Below are 17,373 nucleotides of genomic sequence, written 5' to 3' on the forward strand. Positions count from 1 at the left end.
TCTCTGCCGTTCCCTTGCCGCCGTCGCGCTTCTCAGCGGCCCCGGCGTCGTGGGAGCCGGGTTATAGGCGGCTCGGCCGAGACCGGCAAGAGCTTTTTTCATCGCTCCGCATTTTTTCCGAAAACGGCCGTCGGATCAGGCGCGGAGGGGAACGGCCCGCCGGCGATCGGACGGCTGGGAAGCGAAGCCATCGCGCAGGAAGCGTTCAAGTTCGATCTCCTGGGCGCTCTTCGGCACCTGATCGATCGGACGAACATCGCAGCGCCCGTTCGCAGCGACCACGCGAAGAAGCATGGCGGCGGCGTATCGCGGATTCTGACGGTTGCTCATCCCAAGCGCTTCCCTTGTCATCGGCTTGCCGACACCCGCAGGGCCAGCACCACAACCCTGATTTTAATTGATTGTGATGTTTTTGCCATAGCTTTTCGCGCTTCCGCCGAAAGAAAGTGGCGACGAGACTAAGCGGCGGATATTGTTGGCAAAAACATGCCCCAGGCTTGACTCGGAGGGTGTGAGAAAAAGAAGACGGGCCTTTGCGGGCCGCCTTATCGAGCATTTTATTCGAATGCGAACGGCCTGTTGCGCTTCTTACGCTTCAGGATGCCGATGTCCAGTCCGATATGACACCGGCTGGACCCGCGGCAAGAGCGCGCAGATTGGCGAGGAAATCGGCCGCGCCGGCGCAAAGCGAGGCAAACTGCGACGACTCGCTCATCCCGGAGGGAGGGGAGCGCCGTGGCACGGCGCCCCCCTCCTCCACGAAACGGTCAGGCTCCGCCAGCCGGACCCAAGCAAACGCCCCGATGGATCAGACCGGGAGTTGGCGCATCGAGGCCACGGCGGTCATCACGCCGCGGATTTCCGCCAGACCGCGCAGACGCCCGATCGCCGGGTAGCCGGGGTGGGTCTTCTTGCCCACGTCGTCCAGCAGCTCGTGGCCGTGGTCGGGGCGGAAGGGAATGCGCCAGTTCGGGTTGCCGGCGTCCTTGCGGCGCTTCTGCTCCTCCAGAAGGGTGGTGACGACCGACACCATGTCGACGTCGCCGCCGAGATGCTCGGCTTCCTGGAAGGAGCCGTCGGGGTCCTTCTTCACGTTGCGCAGATGGGCGAAGGTGACCTTCGGGGCGAAGCGCTTGATCATCGCCGGCACGTCGTTCTTCGCCCCAGCGCCGAGCGAGCCGGTGCAGAAGGTGATGCCGTTGGCCTCCGAATCGATGACGTTGACGATGAAGTCGAGGTCGTCCTCGTTGCTGACGATGCGCGGCAGGCCCATCAGCGGACGCGGCGGGTCGTCGGGATGGATGCACATGCGGATGCCCACCTCTTCCGCGGTCGGGATCACCTCGCGCAGGAAATTGGCCAGCGTCTCGCGCAGCGCGCCGTGGCTCATGTCCTTGTAGCGGTCGAGCATGTTGCGCAGGCCCGGGATGTCGTAGCGGTCGAAGGCGCCCGGCAGGCCGGCCATGATGTTGGTGAGCAGCTTCTTCTTGTCGGCTTCCGACGCCTTGTCGAACCAGGCGCGGGCGCGGGCCAGGACCTCGGGCGAATGATCGTCCTCGGCGCCCGGACGCTCCAGCATGAAGACGTCGAAGGCGGCGTGCTCGAAGGCGTTGAAGCGCAGCGAGGTGCCGCCGCCCGGCACCGGCGCGGCGAGGTCGGTGCGGGTCCAGTCGAGGATCGGCATGAAGTTGTAGCAGACCGTCGTCACCCCACAGGCCGCGAGGTTGCGCAGCGACTGGCGGTAGTTGTCGAACAGCGGGGTCAGATTGCCCTCGCCGATCTTGATGGACTCATGGACCGGCAGGCTTTCCACCACGCTCCAGCGCAGACCCAGCGAGGAGTCGGCGGCGATCATCGCCTTGCGCTCCTCGATCTCCTCGACCGACCAGACCACGCCGTAGGGGATCTGGTGCAGGGCGGTGACGATGCCGGTGGCGCCGGTCTGACGGATGTGGTTGAGCCGGATCACATCGTCCGGGCCGAACCAACGCCAAGTCTGTTCCATGGTCTGCTCCTTGAAGAAGAGTGCTGTGCCGATGCCGGCATGTCTCGATGGGAATAGGATGAAAGGGCGCCTCAGCCCGCCGCCGACGGCGCAAGGGATTGCACGACGGCGCGGGAGCCCTCGGTGTAGAGCCGGCGCAGCGCGTCGGTCACGGCGGCGGTGAAGCGCGGGTCGCGCGGCAGGTCGTCGCCGAAGACGGCGTTGAGCCCGAACAGGGCGGGCGCCAGGCGGTCGGCCACCGGCCCGGCCTCCGCCGCCAACTCGGCGAGCCGGGCGGCCATGGGGTCGCGCACGTCGATGGGGCGGCCCGCCTCGTCGGTGCCGGAGACGTAGCGCATCCAGCCCGCCACCCCCAGCGCCAGCCGGTCGATCGGCGCCCCGGCGGCCAGCCGGTCGCGGATCGTGCCGAGCAGCCGCTGCGGCAGCTTCTGCGTGCCGTCCATGGCGATCTGCCATGTGCGGTGGCGCAGGGCGGGATTGCGGAAGCGCTCGATCAGCGCGTCCTTGTAATGGCCGAGGTCGGCGCCCGGCGGCATGTGCAGGGTCGGCCCGGCCTCCTCGTCCATCAGGCCGCGGATCAGCCGGGCGAAGGCCGGGTCGGCCATGGTGTCCGACACCGTCTCGTAGCCGGCGAGATAGCCGAGATAGGCGAGCGTGGAGTGGCTGCCGTTCAGCAGGCGCAGCTTCATCGTCTCATAGGGATGGACGTCGGGGACCAGCTCCGCCCCCTCCAGCTCCCAGGCGGGACGCCCGGTGGGGAAGCGGTCCTCGATCACCCACTGGCTGAACGGCTCGGTCACCACCGGCCAAGCGTCACGCAGGCCCAGCCCATCCGACACCCGGTCGCGGTCGGCGTCGGTGGTGGCCGGCACGATGCGGTCCACCATGCTGTTCGGGCAGGCCACGTTTTCGGCGAACCACGCCCCCAGCGCAGGGTCGCGCAGCTCCGCGTAGCGGCGCAGCAGGCCTGCCGCGGTGTCGCCGTTGCTCGGAAGGTTGTCGCAGCTCAGCACCGTGAAGGGCTCCACCCCGGCGGCGCGGCGGCGGATCAGAGCCTCCACCAGGAAGCCGGGCACGCTGCGCGGGCTTTCCGGGTTGGCGAGGTCGTGGACGATGTCCGGATGGGCCTCGTTCAGCGCTCCGGTCGCCGGGTCGTGGCAATAGCCCTTTTCCGTGACGGTCAGGGTGACGATGCGGACGGAGGGGCGGGTCAGCCGCTCCAGCACCGCCGCGGGGTCTTCCGGAGCGACCAGCAGCTCTGTGACCGAGCCGATCACCCGCAGCCGCTCGCCCGCGGCGTCGCGCACGGCGACGGTGTAGAGGCCGCCCTGCGGCTCAAGCGCGTCGCGCGTGTCGGGGCTGCGCAGACTGACACCGGCGATGCCCCAAGGGCCGAAGGAACGGGCCAGCGCGGCGTCGGTGTAGACGGCCTGATGGGCGCGATGGAAGGCGCCGATGCCCAGATGGACGATTCCGGTGGTCAGCGCGGCACGGTCATAGCCGGGACGCTGCACGCCGGGGCGCAGCGAGGGCAGCGTGTCGGGGCTCAGGCGCATGGAACACTCCGCATGACGGCTTTCAGGTCTCGAAGAAGTGGCTGTTGGTTCGGGCGATCTCGTCCACCGCGGCGAAGACGGTGCGCAGATGGGCGCGCATGGCCTCCTCCGCGCCGTCGGGGTCGCGGGCGGCGACGCGGTCCACGATGCTCTGGTGCTCGCCGACGATCTTCGCCGCCCAGCCTTCGCTGTGCAGCGACAGGAAGCGCACGCGGTCGAGCTGCGCCTTGACGGCGACCAGCAGGTCCCACACCGCCGGACGCCCGGCGATGCGCGCCAGCTCGGCGTGGGTGGCCTCGTCCAGGGCGAAGAACTCGGAATGGCGGTCGGGGGACATCACGGCGCGGTGCGAGTCGAGAAGCCGGGCGAGGGAGGCGACGTCGCCCGCCTCCGCCCGCTCGGCGGCCAGACGCACGGTCCGGCACTCCAGGGTCTCGCGGATGAACTGGCTGTCGGACACCGCGGCGAGCTGGATCGGCGCCACGAAGGTGCCGACCTGCGGCACGATGCGCAGAAACCCTTCGTCGGCCAGCCGGCGGAAGGCCTCGCGCACGGGGGTGCGGCTGACGCCATAGCGGGCGGCCACGCGGGTCTCCGAAATTCCCTCGCCAGGGCGGATCTCTCCCGACAGCACGGCGGCGCGCAGGGCGTCGTAGACCCCGTGCAGGCGGGGACCGCGGATGTCGGTGGGGGCGGAGGAGGTCGGCGTGTCGGTCATGGCGTCCATCGCGTCAACTTGCATACTAGTATGCCATCAGGAACGGGCACTGGCAAGAGGGAGCGGTGGGGAATGGGCGCTGGTGAGGATAGGTGTCGTGAAGGCAGGATGACGCAGCGACGGCCGGCGCCCGAAATGCTCCGGACCGGCGCCGCCCGCTCATGGGAAGCGGTTCAAGGGCAACAATGGTTAGTATCGCTGATTTTCCGCCGACCGGAATAAATCGCGCATTCCTCTGACGGTCGGGATGAAGCGGGACCTATGGTTTTTCGCCCACGGAGCAGAGGCCGCAAAGGCAGCCGGCGGGCGGATCAACCATGGGAGGAAACGATGTCCAAACGCTTTTCCCTGCTGCTGTCCACCGCGGCGGTTCTGACGGTGCTCGGCACGCTGCCGGCCTACGCCGCCGACCCCGCCCTGGAAGCAAACGTCCGCAAGACGGTGAGCCCGCAGACCCAGACCTGGCTCGCCGATCCGGCGGTCGTCGACGCCGTCAAGGCCCAGAACGCTCAGAACAAGGGCCTCGACCAAGCCAAGATCGACGCCATGGACAACGACTGGAAGGCGGCGGCCAAGGCCAAGTCCGCCAACCCCACCTACGACAAGATCGCCGCGAACGCCGTGACCAAGCGCCTGAAGGAGGTGACGGACAAGAGCAACGGCCGGATCGTGGAAATCCTGCTGATGGACAACCGCGGCCTGAACGTGGCCCAGACCGGCGGCACCTCCGACTACTGGCAGGGCGACGAGCCGAAGTGGCAGAAGGTCTACAGCGGCGGCTCCGACCTCTACATGACCGACCCGGAGAAGGACGCCGAGACGAACGCCATGTTGACCGAGGTCAGCGTTCCCGTGCTCGATCCGGCCAGCAAGGAGAAGATCGGCGTGGCGATGATCGTGCTCGACACCAACAAGCTCGGCAACTGACGGGGCGCGGCTTCCCGCCGGCCCGTCCCCACCGGGCCGGCACCGGGAAGCCGCCCTATCCGGCGTTCTCCACCAGGAAGCGCTCGAAGGCATCCACGTCGAGCGGGCGGCTGATCAGGAAGCCCTGGATGCGGGTGCAGCGCTGGCGGCGCAGCATGTCCGCCTGCTCCTCCGTCTCCACCCCCTCGGCGATGGTGTCGAAGCCCAGGCTGTCGGCCAGATTCACGATGGTGTTGACGATGGCCGGGTCGGTGGCCGACTGCACGATGTCGCGGACGAAGCTGCGGTCGATCTTCAGCGTGTCGATCGGGAACCGCTTCAGATAGGCCAGGGAGGAATAGCCGGTCCCGAAGTCGTCGATGGACAGGCGGATGCCGATCCCCTTCAGCCCGTGCAGGATGGTCACCGCCTTCTCGATGTCGCCGATCATGGCGCCCTCGGTCAGCTCCAGCTCCAGCCGCTCCGGCGGCACGCCGCTGCGCTCCACCACGTCGCGGACGAAACTCACCAGACGCGCGTCCTGGAACTGGCGCGGCGACAGGTTGACCGACACCGAGGCGATGTCCAGCCCCGCCGTCAGCCAGCCGGCCAGACGGGTGCAGGCCTCCTTCAGGGTCCAGGCGCCGATCTCCCAGATCAGGCCGGTCTCCTCGGCCAGCGGGATGAACTCCGCCGGGCTGACGAGGCCGCGGACCGGGTGGCGCCAGCGGATCAGCGCCTCCGCCCCGATCACCCGGTGCAAGCCGCGGTGCGGCATGTCCACCTTGGGCTGGAAATGCAGTTCGAACTCCTCGCCGGTTGCGGCGGCGCGGCGCAGGTCGCTCTCCAGCCCCAGCGTGAAGCCGGTGCGCTCCCGCATGCCCGCCTCGTAGAAGACGAACTTGCATTCCGGGTTGCGCTTGGCGTGGTACATGGCGAGATCGGCGTTGCGCAGCAGCTGGTCCGCGGTCTCGCCGTCGTCGGGGAAGAAGGCGACGCCGATCGAGGCGCCGCAGAAGAGTTCCTGGTTGTGGACGGCGAAGGGCTCGCCCATCGAATAGAGCACCTTCTCGACCAGCCGGGCACCGGCGGCGCGGTCCACCGCGTCGGGCGCCACGATCAGGAACTCGTCGCCGCCCAGCCGCCCCACCGTGTCGGAGACGCGGGTGCAGTTGCGCAGCCGCTTGGCCACCAGCTTCAGCAGGTCGTCGCCGGCGTGGTGGCCCAGCGTGTCGTTCACCTGCTTGAAGCGGTTGAGGTCGAGGAAGGCGACGGCGACCTTGGTGCGCATGCGCTGGGCGCGCGCGATGGCCTCCTCCAGCCGCTCGCAGACCAGCCAGCGGTTCGGCAGGTCGGTCAGCCGGTCGAAGCTGGCCTGGTAGCGGATCTGGTGTTCCTGGTACTTGCGCTGGCTGATGTCGGCGAGCGTCAGCACGTAATGCTCCAGCGCACCGCCCGGCGCGCGCACCGCCGTGACCGACAGCGAGGCCGCGAAGGCGTCGCCGGAATGGCGGAAGCTGGTCACCTCGCCCTGCCAGCGCCCTTCCGTGCGGGCGGTGCGCCAGATGTCGTCGATGAAGGCGCGCTCGTGCGAGCCGGGGGCGAAAATGACCAGCGGGCGTTGGAGAAGCTCTTCCCGCTGGAAGTCGGTCATCATCTCGTAGGCCGGGTTGACCGCCTGCACCGACAGGTCGGGGTCCACGATCAGGATGCCGTCGGCCACGCTGTCGAAGACGGTGGCGAGCAGGCGGATCTTCTCCTCGTGCTGCTTGCGCTCGGTGATGTCCTGGACGGTGCCTTCGTAATAGCGGATCCGGCCCTGCTGGTCGCGCACGCAACGCGCGTTCTCCGAGATCCAGATGATCGAACCGTCGCTGCGGAAGACCCGCGCCTCGAAGCTCTGCACCACGTCGCGCTCGGCCATCAGGCGGGCGAAGGCCTCGCGCTTGCCGGGATCGACGTAGAGCTGGCCGGCGATGTCCGTCAGATTGTCGATGAGATCGGCCGGCGACCGGTAGCCGTAAATCCGCGCCAGCGCCGGGTTGACCCGCAAATAACGCCCATCCACCGTGGTCTGGTAAATACCTTCGACCGCGTTCTCGAAAATACTTCTGTATTGCTCTTCCGTCTCTTGGCTCATGGACCGGGCCTCATCTGGCGCGAGAGCGTTGGCCTCAGGAAAAAGCATGCGAACGACCTGAGCGGGCAATTGCGAAGGACGCCTTTTTGCGCCGCAAAAAAGTAGAAGGCGGATCGCGACGCGCGTCAAGGCGGTTCGTTTTATATTTTTCACAATTGCAATAAAACAGGCATGTGCGCCGGCCCGCCCAAACGTTGCATCGTCGCGGCGAGGGGTGGCGGATGGGCCACAGAACCGGCCCATGGCGCAGACATGCGAAAAGGGCCGGATCGCTCCGGCCCTTCCTGTGCGCGGGATTTCCGCCCTGTAAAAAAGCGCCGCCGGGGTCAGTGCCCGTGCGTGCCCGTCTTGGCGCCTTCCTTCAGGACGAAGTGACGCGAGCAATAGGGGCATTCGACCTTCCCCTCGGCGCTCAGCGTCAGATAGACCAACGGGTGGCCGAGAGCGCCGCCGCCACCGTCGCAACCGACGGTCAGGGTCTCGACTTCAATCGTTTCAATTGGCTGCATGGCAGACATCCTCCACTTTGACACACGCGCGCGTTAACGCCATCGTTAAGATGCCCACCGAATGAGGCACGCGCGCGGGGTCGGATCATACCCAACGCGCCGGATGGATCAAGTGATTGGACAGTGATCGCCCCTGGGGATTCGGACTCGGGGCACGACCGGAAAGGCCCGTTTCGATTCCATGGTTGCGCACGCCCCGCTGAACGCCGCCGCCCTGCCCGCCCACACCGTCCCCGCCCACGCCGTGGAGGTGCGCGGCCTCACCAAGACCTACCAGGCGGCCGGCAAGGCCGGTCCGAAGCAGGCGCTGAAAGGCATCGACCTGGCGATTCCCCGTGGGGCGGTGTTCGGGCTGCTGGGTCCGAACGGGGCAGGCAAGTCCACGCTCATCAACATCATGGCCGGGCTGGTCAACAAGACCAGCGGCTCGGTGTCGATCTGGGGAACCGACATCGACGCCCATCCGCGCCAAGCGCGGGCGTCGATCGGCGTGGTCCCCCAGGAACTGAACATGGACCCTTTTTTCACGCCGCGGGAAATGCTGGAGCTTCAGGCCGGCCTCTACGGCGTGCCGAAGGCCGAGCGCCGGACCGAGGAACTGCTGGAGGCCGTGGGGCTGCGCGACAAGGCCGACGCCTACGCCCGGTCGCTGTCGGGCGGCATGAAGCGGCGGCTGATGGTGGCGAAGGCGATGGTGCACACCCCGCCCGTCCTGGTGCTGGACGAGCCGACCGCCGGCGTGGACGTGGAACTGCGTATCCAGTTGTGGGAGCATGTGCGCAAGCTGAACCGCGAGGGCTCGACGGTGCTGCTGACCACCCACTATCTGGAGGAGGCGCAGGAACTGTGCGACTCCATCGCCATCATCAACCACGGCACGGTGGTGGCCTGCGAACCGACCGCCACGCTGCTCCGCCGGGTGGACGCCAAGGCGCTGACCGTGCTGGTCGACCGCGACCTGGACGCCGTTCCGGCGGAGTTGTCCGCCTTCACCGCCGAACTGGCCGAGCCGCGGCGCCTGATCGTCCGCTACCAGCCGAGCCGCCAGCGGGCGGACGGGATCCTCGCCGCGCTGGCGGGTGCCGGGCTGGGAGTCGTGGACCTCAGCACCGAGGAATCGGACCTGGAGGACATCTTCCTGCAACTGACCGGCGGCGCGCACGCCCGGAAGGAGATCGCGCACGATGCGGCGTAAGGCGGCCGGCCGGATGGCGAAACTGATCGTCGGGATCGGCCTTTTGCTGTCCGGCTGCACCGCGGCCTATCAGCCGATGGGTCTTCCCGTGACCCAGCCGGCCCTGACCGACAGCGCCCTGATCGCCGCCGACGGTTTCGAACTGCCTCTGCGCCGCTGGCTGCCCGAGGACGGAGCGCCGCGGGCGGTGGTGCTGGCCCTGCACGGCTACAACGACTATTCCAACGCCTTCGACGGGGCCGGGCGCAGCCTCGCCGCGCGGGGGATCGCGGTCTACGCCTACGACCAGCGCGGCTTTGGCGCCACGCGGAACACCGGCATCTGGCCGGGCACCGACACGCTGGTGGCCGACCTGAAGACGGCGGTGTCCCAGATCCACGCCCGCCACCCCGGCCTGCCGGTCTATCTGATGGGCGAGAGCATGGGCGGTGCCGTGGTGCTGACCGCGATGACCGGCCCGAATCCACCCAACGTGAACGGCACGATCCTGGTCGCCCCCGCCGTCTGGGGCCGCGACGCGATGGGTTTCTTCCCGCGGGCCCTGCTCTGGCTCAGCTACAACACGGTTCCAGGGATGGTGGTGCACCCGCCGAAGGATCTGAAGATCCAGGCGTCCGACAACATCGAAATGCTGCGCGCGCTCGGCCGCGACCCGCTGGTCATCAAGGGCTCCCGCGTCGATGCGCTGGAGGGGCTGACCGACCTGATGGGCTCGGCGCTGGCCGCCTGCGGGCATCTGTCGGTGCCGTCCCTGGTGCTCTACGGCGCCCACGAGGAGGTGCTGCCGAAGACCCCGGTCAACCGCGCGGTCCAGGACTTCGAGTCCGGCGGGCGGCATGTGGTGGCGGTCTATCCCGACGGCTGGCACATGCTGCTGCGCGACCTGAAGGGCCAGGTGGTGGTCAACGACATCGCCGCCTGGATCGAGAACCCCAAGCAGCCCCTGGCGAGCGGCGCCGACCGCAACCGCAGCCTCCTGGCCGCGAAATAGGAGCGGATGGGCGGCCCCAGCGGGGGGTGAAAAAATGTCGAAAGGAGTGTTTGCACTGGCCGAGGCTTTTCGCTATGGTGCGCCTCCGCTGATGATGGACCCGTAGCTCAGCTGGATAGAGCGCTGCCCTCCGAAGGCAGAGGCCGATGGTTCGAATCCATTCGGGTCCGCCAGCGATTTCCCAAGCGTTCCAATGAGTTGGGCGCTTAGGGCCAAATCCTGAAATCGCCAGAGAACCGATCCGTCACACTGTTGTCACAGTGACGAGATTTTCGACATGGCTTCGTTCCGTAAACGCGGCACAAAGTGGCAGGTTCAGGTTCGGCGTGAAGGGCATCCGCCAATTAGCCGAACGTTCATCAAGAAGGCCGACGCTGAGGCATGGGCGCGCCAGATCGAGGCAGGCATTGAGCGCTCCGATCTTCCGATTGATACGACCATGTTGCGGACGACGACGCTGGCCGACCTCCTAATCCGCTACCGAGACACGGTGACGGTGGAGAAGAGAGGGAAGCGCGACGAGACGTACCGCATCAACAAAATGCTCGGGCACGCAATCTGCGGCCTCCCTTTGGTCAAGCTGACGCCAGCCTCTATGGCGCGTTACCGTGACGCGCGACTCGAAGAAGTCCAACCGGAGACGGTGCGCCGAGAACTGACCATTCTGAGGCATGCGTTGGAGGTTGCGCGGCGTGAATGGGGCATTCCGCTGACAGGAAATGCGGTTGCTGAAGTCAAGAAGCCCGCTCCCGCCCATGCCCGAAACCGTCGCCTCAACAGCGATGAATTGGAGCGGCTGTTGGCGGCATGCCGTAGGTCAAAGCTGTTGGCTCCTATCGTCCAGTTCGCCGTGGAAACGGGCATGAGGCGCGGAGAAATCATTGCTATGCGCTGGCGTGATGCGGACTTGGATCGTCGCATCCTCAACATCCCGCACACAAAGAATGGGCATGCTCGCACCATTCCGCTTTCCAGCGCGGCGATTGGTATCCTCAACAGCATTCAACGAAACGACGAGCGTGTGTTTCCGATAAGCGCTAATGCTCTGAACTTGGCGTGGCAACGTCTACGCAAACGGGCTGGCACGAGTGACCTCCGATTTCATGATCTACGCCATGAAGCCGTGTCCTCGTTCTTTGAGCGCGGCTTAAGCGTTCCGGAGGTCGCCTTGATCAGCGGGCATCGAGACGCACGTATGCTCTTTCGATACACGCACCTGAAGCCTGAAGAGGTTGCTAAAAAGCTTGCCTGACAAGGACACTTGTTTTGGTACGGGGCCGAGCGTATGCCCGGCCTCAACGCGCCCGTGCCTATCAGGAGAAATCCAAACTGGGTCGCTCGCGAGTGAACTTCCGGCCGATGACAAGGGATGTGTCAGCTAACTCAGGAGCAATCTTCGAGGTTGTGAAAATTATCTGAAATTCGGTGGGCAACGTGGCAGTTTCTTTAATCATCACTCTTTGGAAGTTCCAAGAACGTTCTTGCACCATTCCTTTGTCTTCGATGTTGTCTAGAAGCAAAAATCGAGGCAAATAGAAGTTCCGATCTAACAGAGAAGAAACCAAGAGTGAGACAAGGAAACTGTTTTTTAGAACAACCATCCCGCTTGCGCTTCTTGAAACATTTTTCTCGCCATTAATGGCAATCCAGTCTTCCGCAAAGCTGAAAGACACATGATCGATTTTTCCAAAGTCGCTATGCTCTTGGAGGTCTTGGTTCAAAATACGTTTGGCGCGCTCCGAAACCAGAGTGTAGGCAATGGCTTTGCGTTTGCCTTGTGCAAATATGATAGAGCTGATGGAATTTTTCAGCTTACCAATGCGGCTGTTTAGGTTGTCTTTTATGGAACTGACCCTGCTAATCTCTTTTGCAAGTTCCAGTCTCTGTTGCAGAACTTCAATCTCACTGTCCAGATAACCGACCTGTCGACTCAGGTCGGCGAGAGCTGTATCCCTGCTCGTCGTAACACTCTGCCTGGTAATGCTATAAGCGCTATAAGCGTTCCTGTACTTCGTACGCGCAACGCGCAGTTCGCCTTTCAATCTGGTGACGTGATCGTTCCGTTCCTTTTGGAGCGCACAGGACTCCTTCAGTTGCATCTCGAGGTCTAGACGGATTGCGAGTGCCCTCGACTCCCAATCCTCAGGGCTGACCGCAGAGCCGCATAGCTGGCAATGGTCCTCATCAGGCTTGGGCTGGATCGGAGCGAAACACGACGGGCAATTTTCAAAATTGGCGCGCCCAAGCGCTAAATGTGCTACAGAAGCATCTTCGAAATCGGCTAGAGATTCCTTGAGATGGGAAATAAATGAATCAGTATCTTGAATTTCGTACTCTAAGGTCTCAATTTCATCCTCAAGGCCCGACACGATCTTCTTCGATCTAGAAAGCTCACGCAACAGCTCCTTTTGAGCTTTCTCCGCTTCAGACTTCATTTGAGCGTCTATGAATTCTGCCTCAGCAAGAATATCATGAATGCGATTCAGAATTCTCTCTCTCGCTGATACCTTGTTTGATATCACCGCGGAGATATGCTCGGCGAGTATTTTGTCGCCATAGCCAGCGGCAACAGACATTAAGCTCTTAAGCTGATCGGAAATTACGTCGTACTCTTTCTCCACGCTGCGGAGTTCAATCTGTTTGTCGTAAAGGTCGTAACCACCGATACCGCACATCAACTCGCCAACAGCTTGGCGAATCTGCCAAGTATCAAAGCTTTCAGTGCGAAAAATTCGTTGAATTGGAGTCATCTGATCTCCATAGAGGAGTCTCAGCATTTGATGCATCGTTACGTTGGCCGAGCCCTCGCTAACGCTTTCCGGCAATCCAATAGCCTTGAAGAGCACTTGGCTGAAGCTAAAATTTCCATCAGATCGGCGATATGGAAACCGCTGCCAGGAGGTGATATTTGCCTCAAGCGCTTCATTCATTGAGCCAAAGTAGATATACATGGGCCGACTACCATCAGTCGAGACATCTCGACGAATCGTAATGGTGCTCTCTTGCGCCTGGATTTCTGCCACGACGTATTCTGCGCGGGATGCGTGAGGTTTCCAGTCGCGAAGGTCTCCGCCAAGTGCAAAAAATATGAAGTCGGCGATCGTAGACTTTCCTGAACCATTATCGCCGTGGAGAATATTGATCCCCCTGTGAAAAGTTTCGTCAAAAACAGCTTTGTTTTTGTAGTAGACCGCAAGGCGGTTCAAAATCAAAAAGGTAGTCATTGAGCAATATTCCTATGTGGCAGCCCGGCTCTGTCGTAAATACAATCCGATCCGCTTAGAGGGAGCTTGGTGATTTCCTGACATAGAAAATTCATCAAACCTTCAGCTGCGATGTTCTTGCGATCTGCTCTCACACGCATTTCCTCTGGCACAGACTTAACGTTTAGCTCAGCGTGCCCGGAAATTAGTGAATGCGGCGGTACTAGGTTGTGTGCCATAAGCTTTGCCATAGCTGCATATTGGTAAGGCCGCAGATCACGGAACAACGAAGCATTGCTTGGAAGGCGAACAAACTCCTTTTCTGGCTTAGGTATGCTCAACTTCCGCAATAGATCCTTTGTATTTTGCGGCAGTGAGACTCTATGCAACGTCGGCGGAAATAGGACGAAAAGGTCCAGAATACGTGCCCATTCCCACGCAATCGACTTTCCAGGGCTCGCCCACATTATCCGCAGCATCCTAAAGGTGCAGTGGTATGGGTCCCGCGACGGATGCCATACACTAGGCTTGCCCATTGTCCCACCTGATGTGGCAGTTTCCGGTGAGGTAATATAGTGCTCCATCGACAATGGCTTCCGAAAGCTCGGCCCCTGGCGTTTGATGCTGAGCCACAATCGGATCAATGACATGGTCTTGCACAAGATGGTCGATAGCGAGTTTTGGTGCGCCATCCAAAATGGCAGGCTCGACCCAACGAGAGAAGCGCCGTTCAACGGCGGCCATCACCTTTGTGTATCGCGTTATGGCGGACGGTTGAGCAATGTGGCGGCGCAGCGCTTTCATGAACCGCTCCTTGCTGTGTTCGGCGACACCAATTTGGCTTCCTCGGCCGGCGGCTGCCATTTTTTGAGCGAGTGTGCGGCGATCTTCAGCGGCTATGTTGGTGTAAATGTCGTAATCATCCTGAATATCGGGCGCAACCTCCTGCTCAGTCCTTTTGGCCGGTGCATAAGCGTGGAACCCATCCGTGGTGGGAGCTGCTAACTGCGTCGGTGTAGGGGGCATTGTCGTTGGCCCATTTCCTTGGGTCTGCGAACCTGCCGGCGGAGATGGTGGGCATGACGAAATCAGGTCTCGTAAGAACGCGCGTACGCCGACATAGACTGGTGCCTGTCGCGAGCTTGGTTTGCACATGCTGATATGATCGCCCTCAACCGCGATCGGATCGCATCCGAGCACCCCAGGATTCGCTGTGATCTGATCAACGATTCTCAGTCCTTTCGTATTATAGGTCTCATAATACGAAGCGACTTGCATTCCGTAAATGGCTGACTTCGTCCTAAACCAGTCATTCAGATCGATAAGGGCGTCATTTCCAATGCATAGGTCCTTGACATTCTTACTGACTATTAATCCCAAAATGGAATTAACAGTCGCAGCAAGAGAGGCGCCTTGGTGTGGTGTTCCAAGGAATGCGACACCTTTTACGGAGTCGAGAAACCGTGTTCGTTTTGCATTTCCTGAGTCGGCGCACTTTCGCAGCATCTGTTTAACAATCAGCCCGCCTAAGCTGTGTGTGACGAATGCAATGTTGCGTTGACCGAGCTCCGATGCAATCAGGTAGTCCATGAGCACGGTCGCTCGATCGCTCAGAGACGGGCCTTCACCAGTCAACGCCTTAGCGAAGAGGCCGGAGTCGTAGCCAACCGTCCAGATGTTCGCTTCTGACAGGTCGTCAGCGAGCCACTTAGGCCAGAATCCGTCGTCCCGTGGTGTTCCATGGGTCCAAGTCATAACTCTGTCGCCGCCGAGCCCATGTATAAACACGATGTCGATTCGTGCTTGAGCGTTCGGACTCGCGAATGGCTGCGCGGCAATGAAATCCAATAGGGTTTCTGACATCGCTTTGACCGTTGGTGGTAACTCTGCCAGATAACACGGCAGATTGATGCTCGAAAGTCAAGGCGCTGGACCGAAGGTGACTGTCTTGGGCATACCAGAGTATGCGCCACCAGCCCGCTGGCTTTGGGGTAATGAAGGCGCTGAAAATCGAGGCGCCGAGAGCTCATACGCTAAGACCCTTTCTCGCTCCGCATTTAAAGACGTCAGCCATATTTCCGCTTCCGAAATGCCCTGCGTCGCCGATGGCACGCTGTCGGTGTCAACATACGGAGACAGCGTCTTCTGGTGCAACTGTCGGTGTGCTAACCTGTTTCTCTTTGACTGAGAGGGTGTAATATTGACTAGTAATAGTGGTGGTAGCGGCTGTCAGCTCTGTGAGTTTCTGTTAAGTTCATAATAATTTTCTTTGACAATGAAAGAATTGCGAAGTAAAGATTGTCTCACTCAATAATAATAAACAATTACCTAGGGCCTGGCCCCATAAGGAGCCTTTCCTGCAGGGCGTCGTTGTGATTCAACGCCATGGAAAGGGGCAGTTTGATGAGCGACGGTCAGTTCTGGTTGACGGTGGAGCAGTTTGGGCGGCTTGAGCCGCACCTTCCGCTACCAACTTCATGGCCGCCGTCCACATCGTCGCAACCGTCGCCTAGTGGCTATGCGTCCAGACCCTTTTTTTGACTGGTGCCGTCTCCTTCAGAGGTGATCGGCTGCGGCAACCACATTGGTCACGGCTCAGCGTAGTGAACATCCGCAGCTTATGGATGATGGACTGACGTTCATATCAACTTAAATCACGGAATGGTCTGGGTAATGAAGTCTCTAGCCCCTTCCCCTACCACCCCTTCTTAATCGACGGCTTAAGGTCCTGTCCGTAAGCCCGAAGTTCCAAAGCCATTGCTTCCGACATCACCTCTCGAAGCTCGGCTTCATGCTGCTGCTCCACAATGAAGGAGTCATGAACCATCAACACGGGAATGCCCTTAGCGGTGAAATGGTTCATCACGCGTTCGGCAATAGCTGAGTCCTGGCGCTGAAGGAACTTCCATGCACTCGAATAGAAATACTCCGCGATAGGAGCATGCACCCTTTCGATATCGTCCATGATGCTGGACGAAATCTGAAACTGGTTTTCGAGGCCGGTCTTTTCGCGCTCATCCCGCGCCCACTTATGAAGCGCTGCTTTCGCTCCCTTCCGACTTGCCGCGTTCAAGCTGATCAGCACAGCCTGTTTGACGACAGGCCGCTCGTAACCGTCGATGTCGTATGGATCGTGCGGTAGCGGCAAACCCTTCCGCGCGTAAAGCAATGTCGGATGCTGCGCGCTGTAATCCAGTTCAACGACGCGATTGCCGTTAATGCGGATGAACTGGCGCATGTTAATCTTGCTGCCATCCGGATTTGTATGTTTTGGCAACGTTACCCACCACCCCCCGTAAAACCGTCCACCCGCATCGAACGAACCTTTGTTGAAAATGCGGTACGTGAAGCGTCGCTGAAGATCGACTCGTTCGTAAAGAAGCTCCTCCGGAAAACTAATTTCGGAACGGTGGATGAGGGTGTTGTAGGCGAACAGGCTCTCGCGCATCCGCACAGCTTCGGGTGTGCTTTCGTAGTCCACCCATTTCCGGCCCTTGGCCTCGCCATTTTCATCAACACCATCGTCGGTCAGCAACACCGATTCACGGTAGCGGCACGTCCCGACCATATGTGGCTTGATGGGCGCAAACAATTCTATGAGTTTGTCGGCGGCCTTGGCCCGGGTCTGGAAGCCTTTGCCGGTCTGTTCGTCGCGAAAACCAGTTTTGATTTCCACGTAACCCGCCGCTTCAAGCCCACGCATGATGGCGGGAAACTGCTTGTTGATGCGTAGCAGATTGTAGCGCGTATGCATCTTTGAATAAGCGTTGTTGTCGGCTGGATAAGAAAGCCACTTCCAGCATCGCCATGCCACGAAAAGGTTGAGAACGGCCAAGCGCAAGTGCTTACGCACCACTTCCGACTTGCGTGATACACCTTCGAAATTCTTGATGTGCGGTTCCAATATGGCAGCTACGGCCCGTGCCTTCTTGAAGCTCGAAGCCCGATGCCAGTCAATGAGTATGCTTTCGGTGATGGGGTTGGGCTCGTAAGGCGGTTCCCACGGCTCAAAGTCGTCGGAATCATCAAAGCCGTACTCGCCAATGTCGAGGTCGGTAGCGTTCATGTCATTAACGTCATTGTATAGATTGTGGAATCAGGCTTAAGGCTGCGTCTCACAGCGCAGCGTGGAGGCTCGCTGATCCGCGTA

Annotated in this window: 14 protein-coding genes and 1 tRNA gene; 6 read left to right on the plus strand and 9 right to left on the minus strand. The window is 61.5% G+C overall.

Features of this window, described 5'->3' with window-relative positions:
* The coding region (locus tag H0B54_RS29560) for a hypothetical protein (protein WP_211109582.1) at nt 1-462 on the plus strand (462 nt) is incomplete at its 5' end.
* A gap of 346 nt (nt 463-808) precedes the next feature.
* On the opposite strand, the gene uxuA is transcribed toward H0B54_RS29560, so the two are convergent.
* The 3 genes from uxuA to H0B54_RS26765 form a co-directional block, all read right to left on the minus strand.
* The gene (uxuA, locus tag H0B54_RS26755) at nt 809-2,005 is read right to left on the minus strand and encodes a mannonate dehydratase (RefSeq protein WP_188262857.1); all 1,197 of its coding nucleotides are present in this window, start codon (nt 2,003-2,005) and stop codon (nt 809-811) included.
* Between the two features lie 71 nt (nt 2,006-2,076).
* Nucleotides 2,077-3,561 carry a mannitol dehydrogenase family protein gene (locus tag H0B54_RS26760; protein ID WP_188262858.1) on the minus strand — a complete coding sequence of 495 codons (1,485 nt, stop codon included), beginning with the start codon at nt 3,559-3,561 and terminating at the stop codon, nt 2,077-2,079.
* A 22-nt stretch (nt 3,562-3,583) separates the two neighbouring features.
* Complete coding sequence (locus H0B54_RS26765) at nt 3,584-4,303, minus strand: GntR family transcriptional regulator (RefSeq protein ID WP_246472854.1); 720 nt, start codon at nt 4,301-4,303, stop codon at nt 3,584-3,586.
* 306 nt (nt 4,304-4,609) lie between these two features.
* Here H0B54_RS26765 and H0B54_RS26770 point away from each other — a divergent pair, with 306 nt between their 5' ends.
* Nucleotides 4,610-5,206 carry a PDC sensor domain-containing protein gene (locus H0B54_RS26770; RefSeq protein ID WP_188262859.1) on the plus strand — a complete coding sequence of 199 codons (597 nt, stop codon included), beginning with the start codon at nt 4,610-4,612 and terminating at the stop codon, nt 5,204-5,206.
* Nucleotides 5,207-5,261: 55 nt separating this feature from the next.
* On the opposite strand, the gene H0B54_RS26775 is transcribed toward H0B54_RS26770, so the two are convergent.
* Together H0B54_RS26775 and H0B54_RS26780 are read right to left on the minus strand one after the other, a co-directional pair.
* Nucleotides 5,262-7,325, minus strand: coding sequence for a putative bifunctional diguanylate cyclase/phosphodiesterase (locus H0B54_RS26775; RefSeq protein ID WP_188262860.1), 2,064 nt, complete (start codon nt 7,323-7,325; stop codon nt 5,262-5,264).
* Between the two features lie 326 nt (nt 7,326-7,651).
* A complete protein-coding gene (locus H0B54_RS26780; RefSeq protein ID WP_079285642.1) occupies nt 7,652-7,843 on the minus strand; it encodes a zinc-finger domain-containing protein in 192 nt (63 codons plus the stop codon).
* Nucleotides 7,844-8,015: 172 nt separating this feature from the next.
* On the opposite strand from H0B54_RS26780, the gene H0B54_RS26785 reads away from it, so the two are divergent.
* From H0B54_RS26785 to H0B54_RS26800, 4 genes are all read left to right on the plus strand, one after another.
* The gene (locus H0B54_RS26785; RefSeq protein WP_188262861.1) at nt 8,016-9,029 is read left to right on the plus strand and encodes an ABC transporter ATP-binding protein; all 1,014 of its coding nucleotides are present in this window, start codon (nt 8,016-8,018) and stop codon (nt 9,027-9,029) included.
* Nucleotides 9,019-10,020 carry an alpha/beta hydrolase gene (locus H0B54_RS26790; protein WP_246472856.1) on the plus strand — a complete coding sequence of 334 codons (1,002 nt, stop codon included), beginning with the start codon at nt 9,019-9,021 and terminating at the stop codon, nt 10,018-10,020. Before H0B54_RS26785 ends, H0B54_RS26790 begins: the two co-directional genes overlap by 11 nt.
* A gap of 96 nt (nt 10,021-10,116) precedes the next feature.
* A tRNA-Arg gene (locus tag H0B54_RS26795) sits at nt 10,117-10,193 on the plus strand.
* Nucleotides 10,194-10,297: 104 nt separating this feature from the next.
* Nucleotides 10,298-11,272: an integrase gene (locus H0B54_RS26800; protein WP_188262862.1), complete on the plus strand. Its 975-nt coding sequence runs from the start codon at nt 10,298-10,300 to the stop codon at nt 11,270-11,272.
* 61 nt (nt 11,273-11,333) lie between these two features.
* Here the strand turns inward: H0B54_RS26800 and H0B54_RS26805 are convergent, their stop codons facing one another.
* The 4 genes from H0B54_RS26805 to H0B54_RS26815 form a co-directional block, all read right to left on the minus strand.
* The gene (locus tag H0B54_RS26805; RefSeq protein ID WP_188262863.1) at nt 11,334-13,244 is read right to left on the minus strand and encodes an AAA family ATPase; all 1,911 of its coding nucleotides are present in this window, start codon (nt 13,242-13,244) and stop codon (nt 11,334-11,336) included.
* Complete coding sequence (locus H0B54_RS30595; RefSeq protein ID WP_425490096.1) at nt 13,241-13,807, minus strand: ABC-three component system middle component 5; 567 nt, start codon at nt 13,805-13,807, stop codon at nt 13,241-13,243. Before H0B54_RS30595 ends, H0B54_RS26805 begins: the two co-directional genes overlap by 4 nt.
* Nucleotides 13,746-15,086, minus strand: a complete 1,341-nt coding sequence (locus tag H0B54_RS26810; RefSeq protein ID WP_188262864.1) for an ABC-three component system protein — start codon at nt 15,084-15,086, stop codon at nt 13,746-13,748. Before H0B54_RS26810 ends, H0B54_RS30595 begins: the two co-directional genes overlap by 62 nt.
* An 832-nt stretch (nt 15,087-15,918) precedes the next feature.
* Nucleotides 15,919-17,289 carry a hypothetical protein gene (locus H0B54_RS26815; protein WP_188262865.1) on the minus strand — a complete coding sequence of 457 codons (1,371 nt, stop codon included), beginning with the start codon at nt 17,287-17,289 and terminating at the stop codon, nt 15,919-15,921.
* Nucleotides 17,290-17,373: the final 84 nt, after the last annotated feature.

Source organism: Azospirillum tabaci (assembly GCF_014596085.1).
GTDB classification, from domain to species: Bacteria; Pseudomonadota; Alphaproteobacteria; order Azospirillales; family Azospirillaceae; genus Azospirillum; species Azospirillum tabaci.

What these genes read in the sequence shown, in the direction of transcription:
- H0B54_RS26790 (WP_246472856.1), top strand. Translation starts at nt 9,019, where the DNA reads ATGCGGCGTAAGGCGGCCGGCCGGATGGCGAAACTGATCGTCGGGATC.
- H0B54_RS26760 (WP_188262858.1), bottom strand. Translation starts at nt 3,561, where the DNA reads ATGCGCCTGAGCCCCGACACGCTGCCCTCGCTGCGCCCCGGCGTGCAG.
- H0B54_RS26780 (WP_079285642.1), bottom strand. Translation starts at nt 7,843, where the DNA reads ATGTCTGCCATGCAGCCAATTGAAACGATTGAAGTCGAGACCCTGACC.
- uxuA (WP_188262857.1), bottom strand. Translation starts at nt 2,005, where the DNA reads ATGGAACAGACTTGGCGTTGGTTCGGCCCGGACGATGTGATCCGGCTC.
- H0B54_RS26800 (WP_188262862.1), top strand. Translation starts at nt 10,298, where the DNA reads ATGGCTTCGTTCCGTAAACGCGGCACAAAGTGGCAGGTTCAGGTTCGG.
- H0B54_RS26785 (WP_188262861.1), top strand. Translation starts at nt 8,016, where the DNA reads ATGGTTGCGCACGCCCCGCTGAACGCCGCCGCCCTGCCCGCCCACACC.
- H0B54_RS26805 (WP_188262863.1), bottom strand. Translation starts at nt 13,244, where the DNA reads ATGACTACCTTTTTGATTTTGAACCGCCTTGCGGTCTACTACAAAAAC.
- H0B54_RS26765 (WP_246472854.1), bottom strand. Translation starts at nt 4,303, where the DNA reads ATGCAAGTTGACGCGATGGACGCCATGACCGACACGCCGACCTCCTCC.
- H0B54_RS26810 (WP_188262864.1), bottom strand. Translation starts at nt 15,086, where the DNA reads ATGTCAGAAACCCTATTGGATTTCATTGCCGCGCAGCCATTCGCGAGT.
- H0B54_RS30595 (WP_425490096.1), bottom strand. Translation starts at nt 13,807, where the DNA reads ATGGAGCACTATATTACCTCACCGGAAACTGCCACATCAGGTGGGACA.
- H0B54_RS26815 (WP_188262865.1), bottom strand. Translation starts at nt 17,289, where the DNA reads ATGAACGCTACCGACCTCGACATTGGCGAGTACGGCTTTGATGATTCC.
- H0B54_RS26770 (WP_188262859.1), top strand. Translation starts at nt 4,610, where the DNA reads ATGTCCAAACGCTTTTCCCTGCTGCTGTCCACCGCGGCGGTTCTGACG.
- H0B54_RS26775 (WP_188262860.1), bottom strand. Translation starts at nt 7,325, where the DNA reads ATGAGCCAAGAGACGGAAGAGCAATACAGAAGTATTTTCGAGAACGCG.